12 protein-coding genes are annotated in these 13949 nt (G+C 39.2%); 8 read left to right on the forward strand and 4 right to left on the reverse strand.

The window, feature by feature from the left end:
* The first annotated feature begins 15 nt into the window (after positions 1 to 15).
* The 8 genes from MB14_RS10350 to MB14_RS10385 all read left to right on the forward strand — a co-directional run bounded on the left by MB14_RS10350 (position 16) and on the right by MB14_RS10385 (position 10587).
* Positions 16 to 369 carry a cytochrome C oxidase subunit IV family protein gene (locus MB14_RS10350; protein ID WP_311316241.1) on the forward strand — a complete coding sequence of 118 codons (354 nt, stop codon included), beginning with the start codon at positions 16 to 18 and terminating at the stop codon, positions 367 to 369.
* A 75-nt stretch (positions 370 to 444) separates the two neighbouring features.
* Positions 445 to 1044: a hypothetical protein gene (locus tag MB14_RS10355; protein WP_062591467.1), complete on the forward strand. Its 600-nt coding sequence runs from the start codon at positions 445 to 447 to the stop codon at positions 1042 to 1044.
* Between the two features lie 25 nt (positions 1045 to 1069).
* The gene (locus MB14_RS10360; RefSeq protein WP_246032588.1) at positions 1070 to 1579 is read left to right on the forward strand and encodes a DUF420 domain-containing protein; all 510 of its coding nucleotides are present in this window, start codon (positions 1070 to 1072) and stop codon (positions 1577 to 1579) included.
* Positions 1580 to 1606: 27 nt separating this feature from the next.
* A complete protein-coding gene (locus MB14_RS10365) occupies positions 1607 to 1873 on the forward strand; it encodes a CAMCR motif-containing small membrane protein (RefSeq protein ID WP_062591469.1) in 267 nt (88 codons plus the stop codon).
* Entirely contained in the window at positions 1833 to 2216 is a 384-nt protein-coding gene (locus MB14_RS10370; protein ID WP_084376041.1) for a DUF983 domain-containing protein, read from the forward strand. The genes MB14_RS10365 and MB14_RS10370 overlap by 41 nt, the downstream gene beginning before the upstream one ends.
* Before the next feature lie 38 nt (positions 2217 to 2254).
* On the forward strand, positions 2255 to 5938 hold the full coding sequence (locus MB14_RS10375; protein ID WP_062591471.1) for a sensor histidine kinase: 3684 nt from the start codon (positions 2255 to 2257) through the stop codon (positions 5936 to 5938).
* Between the two features lie 2 nt (positions 5939 to 5940).
* Positions 5941 to 9393 carry a DUF8818 domain-containing protein gene (locus MB14_RS10380; RefSeq protein ID WP_132644015.1) on the forward strand — a complete coding sequence of 1151 codons (3453 nt, stop codon included), beginning with the start codon at positions 5941 to 5943 and terminating at the stop codon, positions 9391 to 9393.
* Positions 9394 to 9453: 60 nt separating this feature from the next.
* A complete protein-coding gene (locus MB14_RS10385) occupies positions 9454 to 10587 on the forward strand; it encodes a PQQ-dependent sugar dehydrogenase (RefSeq protein WP_062591473.1) in 1134 nt (377 codons plus the stop codon).
* A 13-nt stretch (positions 10588 to 10600) separates the two neighbouring features.
* Here the strand turns inward: MB14_RS10385 and MB14_RS10390 are convergent, their stop codons facing one another.
* The 4 genes from MB14_RS10390 to MB14_RS10405 form a co-directional block, all read right to left on the reverse strand.
* Positions 10601 to 12007, reverse strand: a complete 1407-nt coding sequence (locus tag MB14_RS10390; protein WP_062591474.1) for a pyridoxal phosphate-dependent decarboxylase family protein — start codon at positions 12005 to 12007, stop codon at positions 10601 to 10603.
* 101 nt (positions 12008 to 12108) lie between these two features.
* On the reverse strand, positions 12109 to 12573 hold the full coding sequence (locus tag MB14_RS10395; RefSeq protein WP_062591475.1) for a hemerythrin domain-containing protein: 465 nt from the start codon (positions 12571 to 12573) through the stop codon (positions 12109 to 12111).
* A gap of 129 nt (positions 12574 to 12702) precedes the next feature.
* A complete protein-coding gene (gene ric / locus MB14_RS10400; RefSeq protein ID WP_062591476.1) occupies positions 12703 to 13428 on the reverse strand; it encodes an iron-sulfur cluster repair di-iron protein in 726 nt (241 codons plus the stop codon).
* Between the two features lie 120 nt (positions 13429 to 13548).
* A complete protein-coding gene (locus MB14_RS10405) occupies positions 13549 to 13935 on the reverse strand; it encodes a group III truncated hemoglobin (protein WP_062591477.1) in 387 nt (128 codons plus the stop codon).
* Positions 13936 to 13949: the final 14 nt, after the last annotated feature.

Here is a 13949-nt window from a genome sequence, read left to right on the forward strand (position 1 = left end):
GAACAAACATCAAACGTGGTTGTACAACCAGTAGATAAGAATAAAATTCGCGGTATTTGGAAGATTGCAGGTATACTTGCGATCATCACCGCTATCGAGTATGTATTTGCATTCACAATGGATGCAGGCTTACTTAGAAATGTGATTTTCGTAGGTCTTACTATTCTTAAGGCTTTTTACATCGTAAGTGAATTTATGCACTTAGGACACGAGGTGAAAGGCTTAATATATTCAGTAATACTACCTATGATTTTCATCGTATGGCTTATTGTAGCGCTTGTAGAATTAGAAGGCGGTGCGGTAAAAAGTAGCAGAGGAATAGTGGATTATAATCCAGCTGGTTCCGAGCAAGTCGATGATAGTCATTAGTGATAAGAGCTATATCTAATAATATTATAGAATCAGACTGAGCAATTGGTCTGATTTTTTGTTGATCAGAGTATTATGAAGAATAAGAAAGGCATATACTTATTTCTGTTGATTTTATTACCAGCACTTATCTTTCTCTTTCTGAAGGGTTTTGGGGAAAATAGATTTCAAATTCCAATCTATTATTCTAATGGAATTGGAGATACTTTGCGTCAAGTAACCTGCTTAGAAAGAAATACTGACCAATATATAGTGAAAAGTTCAGAGCTAGAAATGGGAATCACAAAAGTGGTTCATTTTGAAAGAATGGACGGCCCAGTGTTAAAAACTAGATTGGAAGAGCTAGAAAAAGTACAGGACGTGTTTTATAACAATCCAGACATTAAAATGATGTCGTATCTTAATCAAGCCTCAATCCAAACCGATGCAATTACGGGTTATAATCAGCGGGTCACATTTATGGATCAGTTCTGGCACTTCAAAGAGCTTGATTCAACTAGCTGGTCTAATTTAAAGTATTGTGGTATGGTAATGTCAGACCTCGACAATAGAGTAGTTTTGGTAGATGCTAAAAATAGAATTAGAGGCTACTATAATATTATGGAGAGAGAAGAAACTGATAGGCTTATACTTGAGTTAAGGATTTTACAAACCATAGATTTGGAAAATGAATAAAGTTGATTTGAAGCAAAAAAGATCAATGCTTTGGATAAAGGTTTTATCCGTAGCCATTCCGTTGGCAGTAGCAGTGCTATTAGGGCTGCCACAAAAGCTTGATTTAGGAGACTGGGTGTATAATCTTCCTCATGTTATCGGGGTGATCAACACGCTTACATCGCTGTGTTTAATTTTTGCGTTAATTGCTATTAAGGCAAAAAAGAACGTTGGTCTGCATAGAAAATTTAACACGGCTGCACTTGTTTTAGGTGCACTGTTTTTACTCTGCTATGTAACTTATCATGCTTCTGCACCTTCAACTACATTTGGAGGAGAAGGCGCAATAAAATCAGTTTATTACTTTTTCCTGATTAGCCATATTGTATTATCAATAGGAGTAGTTCCTTTGGTGCTTTTGGCCTTTTTCTACGCTTGGAGCAATATGATTGATAAGCATAAGAAAATAGTGAAGTATACTTATCCTATTTGGCTATATGTGTCGGTAACAGGTGTTATTGTTTATTTAATGATTAGCCCTTATTATCAGTTTTAGTATAAAAACCTTTAACTTTGGTACATCATGAGAAGAGTTAAACAAATTATCCTTTCGACAATTTTACTAACTATTTTTAGTGTGTCAGCCCATGCACAATGTGCCATGTGTAGAGGAACTTTAGAGTCTTCTGTGGCAGGTGGTGATACAACAACTGCTTCTAATTTAAACATAGGTATACTCTACCTTTTTGTCGCACCTTATATCCTTTTTGCGGTGTTGGGCTACTTTTGGTATAGAACTAGCAAACGGAATGGTCAAAAGAACAAAGCTCTCAGCAGTATTACAGGCTAGATGCCCTCAGTGCCGTGAAGGCAAACTATTTATATCTAAAGCTTATAACCTTCGGAAATTCCTTATTATGAAAAAGGAATGTGACTGTTGTGGTGTAAGGTTCGAAAAAGAACCACGCTTTTTCGATGGAGCCATGTACATTAGTTATGCAATGTCTGTAGGTCTCTTTTTAGTTAGTGCATTTATTATTTACCATACAATTGAAGACGCCAATGAGAATACTTACCTCATTGCTATTATTACCGAGGTAATTTTACTCTACCCCTTAATGTATCGCTATAGTCGTGTTTTCTATCTTTATGCCTTTGGAGGTTTTAAGTACACTCCTAAACAAAATAATTAGTACTTTAAGCCTGTTCTAAAAGAATAGCAAAAGGATTGTTGGCAAAACAGAGAAAATTTGAATTTCAGAAGCACAGGTACTTTTTACTGTGCATTGGTATATTGGCCCTAACGCTGATTATCGATGAAGTGATTTTTTCGGACAGGAAGAGGAGAGTAGAACCTCAAGAAACCATTTCTGACAATATTAAAACACAACTTTCAATTCTAGACCAAGAAGTAAGGTCTGTTGAAAGCAAAGCCATTGTTGACCTAAGCAGGCTTTTCAATCGATTAGAGGTAAGTAATGAGTTTCCAATTTTTATTTATGAAAATGGAGAAGTGATCTATTGGTCTACCAACCGTTTTGTACCTAAATATGGAACCTTAGAGGGCCTATTCCAATACCGCTATTTAGAACTAGGAAACGATAAATTCATCGTTAAGAAGACGACCATTAATAGCGCCCAAAACAGAATTGTAGAGATTTATGGCTTTCTTCCACTCAAGTCTGATGTTCCAATAACAGAAAGTTTTGCCAATACAGGACTTAATCAGAAAATCTTCGGCAAATCAAATTATGATTTAAGTGCAGATGAGAGTTTGCCTGAAAAGAATAGAATTTCCTCACAGCAAGGCGTTTACCTTTTTTCTTTTACAGGAACTGATTTAATGAAAATCGATTACCCTGTTTACTCTACAATTATTATTTTAATGTTTGCGCTAAGCATATTTTTCTATGTTCGCTCGGCATTTTTCTATTCGGCTTTGCTCAACGATAGAGGCAAGCCTGTCTATGCGCTAGGTTTACTTGCACTAATGTTCTTTGCTTTAAGGGCACTCATGATCCGTTATGAACTGCCTTATAGTGTACGATCCTATGGCTTATTCGATCCTGTGCATTTTGCCGCAAGTTATTTTGAACCCTCACTAGGTGACCTTCTGCTTAATCAGATCAGCCTTTTGGTGGTAGTTGTGTATGGCTTTTTAAATTTTCACGATAGAAATGAGGGAACTCGGTACGATTGGAAATTCTTTGGAATACTGGCCTTATCCATGTTCTCCTTTTATTATCTCACTTATGAACTCCATTCCATGCTTAGCAATTCGCAATGGAAGCTGGATATCGCCAAAGACAATAATCTAACAATCTATAAGCTCATCAACTACTTTGTGATTTTCATACAAGGAGTGATGTTCTTTTTGCTGACCCAACTGGCAGCAACAAGGTTTATTAACCTAAAAAATAAGACTCCTTTTCAAGTTGGTTTGGCCATCGTTTTAGTTGCTTCGTTGATATTAGGCTGGGTTTTAAAGGAAAGTCTATTTGCCTATTTGGCCATTTACATTATTTACCTGGTGTTGATTGTCCGTTTGGAATTCCCGTCTGAGATCAAAAGGCTTAGTTATAACACCTTCCTCTATTTCTTTACGGCATCTTTCGCAGTGGCCTTGGTAAGTACCTTGGTTTTGGGTGAAGATATTAAAAAAGTGGACAGGCAAGATAAAGTGAGCATCGCCACAGAATTGCTCACTAGTAAAGATGAAACCGCAGAGTACCTGCTTGGCGAAGCGAAAAAGAAGATTGAAGATGATATACTTATTCAAACGAATATTTCAAGTGTTTTTTCGCCAAAACAGTTAATCCGACAAAGAATACGGAGGTCGTATTTGGGGGAATATTTCGATAAGTATGATATTGAAATTATGCTGTTCAACGGCTCCGGGAGACCTATAAATAATTCCAATTCCAACGATTATTCCTCGTATAGCTTATATAGCCAAGATCAGTATCGGACCGATCAAGAAGGTGTTTATTTTTTAAGTTTTCGCTTTCCTACCATATCCAATCACTACTATGTGTTTATGGATATTGAGCGCTACAATACTGTGGTGGGACATATTATCATCCAGTTGGTTAAAAAGGAACAATTGAACAACAGTATTCTTCCTCGTTTGCTTTTTGATGAAAGTAGTAATGTTGCAGATAACGGTCATTTCGATTATGCCCTTTTTCAAAATGGTGAAATGGTCAGTAATGTTGGTGATTTTAATTACGCTAAAGACTTTCCGAGTAACTGGAAAGATAATCCAGAGTTGTTTGGTAAAGGCTTGTTAGTGAGTGGTTATACACATTTAGCCGTTCAGGGAAGAGACGCTACTGAGTATTTTATTATCAGTAGCCCTGTTTATCCTACGCGCTTTATGATTACCAATTTCTCGCTATTCTTTCTCTTTATAGTGGGAATGATCATCTTGGTTTTCTTAGCCAGTGCTTTGTTTTATAACCTCAGAAAACGAACGGTAACTATTGCCGCTAAAGTTCAAATTCTGCTGAATTTTGCGTTTTTCCTTCCACTTATTATTGTAAGTATTGTTGTACTCAGACTGGTAAACGAAACGGTAAGAAAAAACATTGAAGAGAATTACTTGGAGGTAGCTGAAAGCGCTGGCTCAAACCTAACCGTTACGCTAAAAGAGTTTTTAGACAGCCAAAGCGAGAACAATGAAACCTTAGAGAATAGGGTGGGAGAAATCAGCCAATACTCTAGGGCCGACATTAACCTATTCAACGACAAAGGAGTACTGGTTGCCACCAATCAACGAATGATTTTTGAAAATCAAATTCTCTCTCCATTCGTGAACCCTAAAGCCATGGCCGAAATTATTGAAAATCGATCAAGTGAAAGGTTGTATACAGAAAGGGTGGGCGAATTAGAGTATCAATCTACGTATGTTGGAATAAGGTCTCAGAACAATGAATTATTGGGTATTTTGAGCATGCCGTTTTTTGAGTCGCAAACGCAGCTTAAGCGGCAGCAAACCGATATTATTTCCAATATTCTTAATTCATTTACTTTCATTTTTATAGTGTTTGTATTGCTGTCGTTTTTGGCATCAAAAATCATTACTTATCCTTTTACTTACCTCACCAAAAGAATCAAGGCTACCACTTTTTCCAATATTAATGAGCCTTTGGAATGGAGTGCTGAAGATGAAATTGGGCTGATGGTACGTGAGTACAATCGCATGTTGGTGAACTTGGAACGAAGTAAAAAGGAGTTGGCCATGAGCGAAAAAGAAAGTGCTTGGCGTGAAATGGCACAGCAAGTAGCACATGAGATTAAGAATCCACTCACTCCGATGAAACTCAAATTACAGCATCTGAAAAGAGTGCTCACCGAGGGTAAAGGGCTGAACCAAGATTTCAATAAACCAATTGATAGTATTTTAAACCAAGTTGAATCACTTAGCGATATAGCTACATCCTTTTCGTCTTTCGCAAAAATGCCAGTTCCAAGAAACGAAAGGCTGGATTTGGCGGATTCATTGCGTAAAGTAGTACGCCTGTTCAAGGCCGATGACGAAGTGGAAATTACTCCGAATATTCCTAGAAACCCCGTTTGGATTGAAGGAGATGCCAATCTGTTGGGTAGAATTTTCAACAACTTAATCCTGAATGCGCTGCAAGCCATGCCAGAAGGGCGCGTGGCAAAGCTCGAAATCAGCCTGGAGGAAACCCATTCTAAAGCGATTATTAGCGTGAAGGATAATGGTTTTGGAATTCCAGAGGAAATTCAAGACAAAATTTTTATCCCTAAATTTAGTACAAAGGTTGAAGGCTCTGGAATCGGTTTGGCCATTGCCAAACGAGGGGTAGAGCATGCAGGAGGGAGTATATGGTTCGAAACTGTGGCAGACGTGGGTACCACATTCTTCTTAGAGTTTCCATTAAGCGATTAATAGTGTTGCGTGGCATATTTATTTGTATTTGCTTAATCCTCTTTGGGCCATTGCTTTTTGCCCAAACAGAAGAACAGTGCAAATGGGTGAAAACTGACGGTAAACCAATCGTGCTCGATTCGCTTACTGCCATTCCTGAATCCATAAAAGTGGCGCAATTAGAGGGGCAAAATATCCAATTCAACTTTCAATTAAATACCAATACCATCAGTATTTCTTATCCTACATTGGATTCGGTTATCGTTTGTTTCCGCACTTTGCCCTATGATTTACATACCAAACGCGCGAATAAAACACTGGCCATTTATGACTCTACTGCCTTGTTCAAAGATGCCATTCGTTACCAGCAAAAATTGGCCATGCCGAAACGCGAAGAAGCTTTTTCTACCCAAAACATTTCAAAAACAGGGAGTATTACTCGTGGAATTTCCTTCGGGAATAAACAGGATGTGTTTGTGAATTCTTCCCTAAATCTGCAGATGGAGGGGCAGTTGACAGAAAATGTGAATTTACGTGCAGTAATTACCGATAGAAATGTGCCTTTTCAGCCAGAAGGAAACACGCAACAACTACAAGATTTCGACAATATTTTCATTCAGCTTTATAACGATAAATGGTCATTAACAGCCGGTGATGTAGTGCTCAAGAATGGAGCTTCCAACTTTTTGCGCTACTACAAAAATGTTCAGGGAGCGCAATTTAAAACGGCATACGAAATGGCGAATGGCTTTAAGGCGGAAACCACTTTTGCGGCCTCAGTAGCCAAAGGCCGGTTTGCCTCCATCAATGTGGATCCTATAGAAGGCGTCCTCGGACCTTATCGAGTTCGAGGGCCAAACAATGAGCGTTTCATCATTGTAATAGCAGGTTCTGAAAAAGTATTTGTAGATGGAGAAGAACTCACCCGTGGTTTTGATAATGATTATGTGATCGATTATAATTTGGGCGAAGTTACTTTCACCAACAAAGTGCTCATTACCAAATTCAGTAGAATTAGGATTGATTTTGAGTTTTCAGACCAAAACTATTCGCGTTCTATTTTTCAAGCCAGTCACTACCAATCCAACGATAAACTCGATTTCTCTTTTAACTATTATGGGGAGAAGGATAATCGAAATCAACCGTTGGCTTTTGATTTGAGTTTGGAAGAAAAACGAATTTTAGCCGATGCGGGCGATGATCTGAATCAAGCCTTTACATCTCGTGTAGATAGCCTTGAATACAGGCCAGATATTGTCCTTTATCGAAAAACAATTGGCACGGATAATTTGGGAAATGAATTCGATATTTTTCAATATTCCACCAATCCAGATTCTGCCTTTTTCAATGTCCAGTTTACTTTGCTAGGGCAAGGTAGTGGTAATTACGTGTTAATTAACTCTACCACCAACGGACGAATTTATAAATGGGTAGCGCCTGTAAATGGCCAGCTGCAAGGAGATTATGAACCCATTTCGCTACTAAATGCGCCCAACCAAAAGCAAATGGTTACGCTCGGTGCGGGTGCCAAGTTAAATCAATATGATAAACTTAGTGGCGAAGTAGCTTTCTCTAAAAACGACCTCAATCTATTATCAGATTTGGATGCAGAGGATGATAGAGGAATGGCCTATAAGCTCATCTATGAATCTGTAAACCGACCCGTAAAAGGGCTCGAAGGCTATAAGTTCAATGCAGGTGCTTCATACGAATTCAATAACGATGCGTTCTCATTTATCGACCGTGTGCGGTATATAGAATTTGATCGCGATTGGAGTTTCAATGCCACTGATTTTGAAGAACAATTTGCCGAGAATATTCTGGAGGCCAAGGCTGGTTTGCAGAAGGATGCCCTCAATAATATAGATTATCGGTTTGTGAGAAGAAAAAGAGGAGAGGCCGTAGATGGTTTTCAGCAATACTTTAAAGGAGCAAAAGAGCTCGGTATTTTTAGACTAAAAGTAGATGCTTTTTCTATGAATAATGATCAGCAAATCTTGTATTCAGAATGGCAAAGGTTATCCACCGATTTGTCTATTCGTTCCAAGTGGTTAATTCCGGGCTACCGTTATCAAGTAGATCGAAATGAGGTTTTTAACACCACTACGGATGAAATTGTACGGTCTTCAATGAATTTTGAAGCACATACTTTCTATTTGAAAAATGATGAAAGCCTTACCACGAACTATGGAGTTGAATACCAAGTTCGGGAAGATAGAACACCATTCAACGGTGAGCTGATTAACAGCAATAGATCAGAAACTTGGTCTGCGTTTTTCAATACTGAAATAGATGAAACTCAAACCCTACGAACCCTTTTCACTTACCGAGATTTAGAAAATTTAAACCAAACCGGAGAGGATAGGAATGACCGCACCATCATGGGACGAGTGGATTGGTTGGGGAATTTCTTCGATCGTTCAATTCAGTCAGAACTTTCGTATAACCTGGCCAATAGCCGTGAGCTCCGTAGAGAGTTTATCTTTATTCAGGTACCAACTGGAGAAGGAACACATACTTGGCGTGACGATAATAATGATGGGGTACAAGACCTAAATGAATTCTACATTGCTGTAAACCCCGATGAAAAGAACTATGCCAAGATTTTTGTACCCACCGATAATTATGAAGAGGCTTTTAATACCAACATCAGCTATCGCTTAAGAATGAAAACGCCCAATACTTGGTTTGAAGAAGGAGGGTTGAAAAAGCTCTTGGCACGTTTTACCAATACAACGGCCTATACGTTGAACTCTAAAATCACAGACGAAGATTTAGCTTCCAGACTTTGGCCTATAAACGTGGCAGATGATATGATTTTATCTTCCAGGCAAACCCTGCGTTCGACCCTCTTTTTTAATCAATCTAGAGCGGCCTTTGCGGCTGATTTAGGCTTTGCGCAGCAAGAGAATCGACAACTATTGTTGAATGGCTTTGAGCGTATTGATAATGACGAATTGAGAGCTCATGTCCGTTGGAATGTGAACTACCAAACTAATCTCGATCTTACTTTTATTTCTGGCGAAAGAGCAAGTAATTCGGATGTACTTACCCAAAGAAATTACCTGATTCAGAGCAAGGTTTATCAGCCGGCAATTTCATGGCAGCCTAGCAATTTTTTCAGACTCACGACCACTTATGCCAATAAAGAAAAGAAGAATGTTTTTTCTGAAAACAGTAATGAAGGCTCTAAAATCAATGAATTCTCAATTGACACTCGTTTTTCTAAAGCGGCTAAAACTACCTTGAGTGCCAATTTCAAGTACATTAATATTGATTTTACTGGGCAAGAAAACTCACCTACTGGTTACGAACTATTAGAAGCGCTTCGGCCAGGTCGTAACCTTACCTGGAACCTGAACTGGCAACAGAAAGTTGGAAATGGACTCCAATTGCTTCTTCGTTATGATGCCCGTAAATCAGAAGGCAATCCAATTGTGCATTTAGGCAGGGTTCAGATATCTGCTTTGTTTTAGAATTAGTTTTCAAAACAAAATACCCTATTTTTAACGTTGTAAGCATAAAACAAAATAGCTATGTCCTTTATTAAACCTCTTTTCGCACTTGCAATTTTCTTCACTCTTTCATGTGATGCTCAAACCACCAGTGGACCACTTGAAATCACGGAACCCACTCAAGCCAGTGATTTAGTGCCTGAGTTGGTAACAGACGAATTAAGTAATCCATGGGGAATGGCTTTTCTTCCTGATGGTAAAATATTGGTTACTGAGAAAGCAGGAACTATTGTCTTGATTGAGAATGGTAAGGTGGTGAACAAGGAAGTTTCAGGAGGGCCTCAAAGCACAACAAGAGGACAAGGTGGACTATTGGATATCGAGCTTCATCCTGATTTTGAATCGAATAAATGGGTCTACTTTACTTTTGCCAGTGCAGAAGGTGAGGGTGACGGAGCAATGACAGCCCTTTCAAGAGCAAAATGGAACGGCTCTTCTTTTGATAATCACGAAGTGCTTTACAAGGGTTCACCTAACACAAGAGCGGGTCAGCATTTCGGAAGTAGAATAGCCTTCGATGCCCAAAATCATGTTTACTTTTCGATTGGCGACCGAGGTAATCGGGATGTAAACCCTCAAGATATTACACGTGATGGAGGGAAGGTCTATCGATTGAATGATGACGGTTCAATTCCTTCAGACAACCCTTTTGTGAATACGGCTAACGCAAAAACAGCGATTTACTCTTACGGCCATAGAAACCCTCAAGGTTTGGCAACCAACCCAAAAACGGGTGACATTTGGGAACATGAGCATGGCCCACAAGGAGGAGACGAGGTAAATATTATTGGAAAGGGAAAGAATTACGGTTGGCCAGTGATTACCTACGGTGAAAATTATGGTGGTGGTGCGATTACAGATAAAACGGCAATGGAAGGGATGGAACAGCCCGTTACTTATTGGGTGCCGTCAATTGCTCCTTGCGGAATGGCCTTTGTTCAGAATGCTAAATATGCGGGCTGGGATGGCGATTTAATTGTTGGTTCATTGAAGTTCAGTTATTTGGTGCGTTGCGTAATCGAAAACGATAAAGTGGTAAGACAAGAAAAAATTGCCGAAGGCATTGGTCGTGTACGTAATGTAGAAATGGGTAACGATGGCTATTTGTATGTTGGTGTAGAAGGAAAAGGACTTTATAGATTGGTGCAGAAGTAAGGCTCACCAAAATCTACTTTTCAATTAGTTGCTTTTCGATAATCTCCAAAAGCAGATCAATTTCCTTTTTATGGGTTCTGAATGAAAGCACGGCTACACGCATGTAGAATTGGCCATTGAGCGTGGTGGAAGAAATGAAAATTCTTCCGTCTTGGTGTATGGCTTTGACAATGGCTGCATTGAATTCATTGGCATCTTTATCCTTGGGCAGAAACCTAAAAATTACGGTTGAAAGTACTGGGGCTGGCCCTACTTCAAAGCCCATTGCTTTAATCTTGGTATAGAAATACTGCGCCAATTCCATTTTCTCTTCCAAACAAGCTTTAAATGGGCCGATACCATGAAGCTTAAGCGGTAACCACATGCGCATACCCCTAAAATGCTTGCTCAATTCTGGAGAAAGCTCAGCTGGCGACATTTCATCCTGATGCATTTTAGTGTCTTGCATATAATTGGCTTCATAGCTATTGGCAGCGGCCAAATGCTCAATATTTTTGATCAAAACAATGCCAGAACCATAGGGGAGGAACAAGCCTTTATGTGGGTCGAGAATAACGGAATCAGCTTTTTCAATGCCGCTCATTACTTCCTTACCCTGCGCTGTCAATTGGAAGAAACCGCCATAGGCAGCATCTACATGAAACCATAAATCATGCTCTTCCGCAATACTGGCAATGGCGTTAAGCGGGTCAACTGCGCCAACATCCGTAGAGCCTGCATTGGCAATAATTAAAAAGGGCTGAAGGCCTTGTTTTTGATCTTCTAGCACCTGAGTGTTTAGTTTTTCTGGAATAATCCGATAATCTTCATCCAAATCAATAATGCGCAAGATGCATTCGCTCAAACCACAAAGCTTAATAGCTTTTTGCAAACTATGATGCGTTTGTTGGCTGGTATAGATTACCGTTGACTCAAGGTCTTTCCCTTTTAGCTTTTTAGCTTCTCTCGCTGTCGAAATAGCGATGAGGTTAGCAATGCTTCCGCCCGAAGTTAAATTGCCTCCAAAGCGCCCTGTATAGCCAATCAGCTTTGCTGCCCAATCGATCAGTGCATTCTCCATGCGCACCGCTCCCGGGGAAGCATAAAATACACCTGCGTAACGATTGGAAACTGCAGCCAAATAATCACCCAAAGCCGATTCATAAATTCCGCCACCAGGTATATAACCCAGATGGCCTCCAGAAGCTGGGTTCAGGCCGGGTTTATCTACTCTTACAGCAATAAAAGGAAGAATGTCCTCAATAGGGTGGTTCTGCTCATCAATATCAAAGAAACTGTCTTGATCCTTTTTTTCATAACTATCATATTCGTAAGCCTTTCTATTTTCAAGGCTATTCAAAAAGTCTTCCGCATATTCAATTACCGATTTTTGTAAAGAAAGTCTTTGATCTGCGTTGGTCTCTAAAGAAGTTAAATTCATTGCCGATGGTTCTCTTAGGTATAGCTGCCACTAAAGTAAGGCTATAATAGTAGACTTAGAAGTTTTTTGAGTGACCTTAATACATCGCAGTTTAAATCAACTTATAGCCAAAAAGGATCTTCATTATTTTCCTTGAATGTAACTGAATCATGCATTTCGGTCATTTGCGCTAGCTGTTCGGGAGTTGCTATGTCTTGAATTTCGGGAAAAAGTACCCGTTCTTCAAAGCGGATATGGCTTTCCAACTCTTCCTCAATTCTGTTGAGGTTGCGGGCAATGTCTTCTTTATCTTCAAAAAGCCGAGCAAGCCTTCTGTGTTCCGCCATGGCTTTTTTGATGTGCTCATGTTCTTCTCCCAACATGGGGAAGATGAATTTCTCCTCGTCTGAAAAATGAGGAATGAGATGGGTTTTATAAAACCAGTCAGCATAAGTTTTTATCCTCATTGGATCAACTTTAGAAAGAAAGCCCTTCCGTATTTTCCAACAGAGCAATAAGCCATGGTGGTGTTCGCGGCTGAAAGGTTGGAGTGCTTTGTGTCGTTTCAGAGGTTTTCTTTCTTCCATATTTTTTCTTGTTAATAAAGAGAAATACCCCTGTGATTTGTAGACAGAACTGAAATCACAGGGTTGGCTATGTTGAATTTCGGGGACAAGCAGAAGACTCTGTTTACTCCTTCCATCAAGTGTAAGATATTATGCCGTTAATCTCTTCTCTAAGGCTACGGCTTTAGGGAATAGAATGTTGTTCTCTAAATGAATATGAAGGTGTAAATCCTCTTCAAATTCTTTTAAAAGAGAAAAGGCTACTTTGTAAGTATTACAAGCATCGGCTGGCGGTGTGTACTGGTTACTCAATTCACTGATCTGGCGAAAGCGTTCTCCTTCAGTATCGTGTTCGTGCATCATGGCCTGAATGGGGTTTTGAACGGTTCCAAAATGAGGAGGCTGTGCTTTTATATCTTCATTTTGGGCGCTCATCATTTTTCTAACAAAAGGGAAGAGCATGAGTTCTTCTTTTTTCATGTGCATAGCCAATTCACCAGCAGAAGCATTGAAAAGTGATTCTATTTCTAATAATTCAGGGTGGTTTTTGCCGTGAACACTACTGATTTTATTCAAATACTGTTTTATCACTGGTATTTTCTCTTCTACATAGCGGTGGTGTTTTTTTTCAATATAATCTGCCAGTAGATCAATTGGCCAGAGCTGATAATCGTTTCTGTTTGTTTGAGTTACTGTAAGTGATGTGTTGAGTTTCGATAATAACTCATCTTGGTTAATGTTTTTTGCTTCGCAAGCTACATTAATACTGCGATTGCCGTTGCAACAGAAATCGATGCCATAAGATTCGAATACTGCCGCGGCACGGTAATCTTCAGCTACAATTTCACCGATCGTTTTTTCAATTAGATTTTCCATGATCTGTATTTTTAAATAGTGTGATACCATAAATAAGTAAGCACATCACCTTGATAATTTCTGTCCCAGCATAATTGAAATATGGATTTAAAGCATTGGGTGGATGTTTTACTTGTGCGGTCATAACAAAGGTTTTGAGTCTCTTTCCTTATAATACTCGATTTTGGAAAGGAACATTTCCGCCATTTTTTTAGCTCTCCATTTTGCTTCATCAGCTTTCTCACCTTCAAAGAGTTCGTCAATAGTCGCGTAGAACAAGTTGATCCATTGCTCGAAATGCCTTGCATCTATTGGCATATGGGCATGAGGAGAAAAGGGGCTGCCGTAATAGGTGTGCTCACCCAAAAGAATGGTTTGCCAAAAGCGGTACATCTTCTCTAAATGCTGTGGCCATTTGTCTTTGATCACGCCATTGAAAATATCGGCCAAGAGTTCGTCCTCTCTCACCTTACTATAAAAGGTGTCAACTAGTAATCTGATGTCCGCTATGCTTATGATTTCTTTCATTACTAGATATTAAT

Origin of the sequence: Roseivirga ehrenbergii (assembly GCF_001593005.1) — a bacterium.
Classification (GTDB): Bacteria; Bacteroidota; Bacteroidia; order Cytophagales; family Cyclobacteriaceae; genus Roseivirga; species Roseivirga ehrenbergii.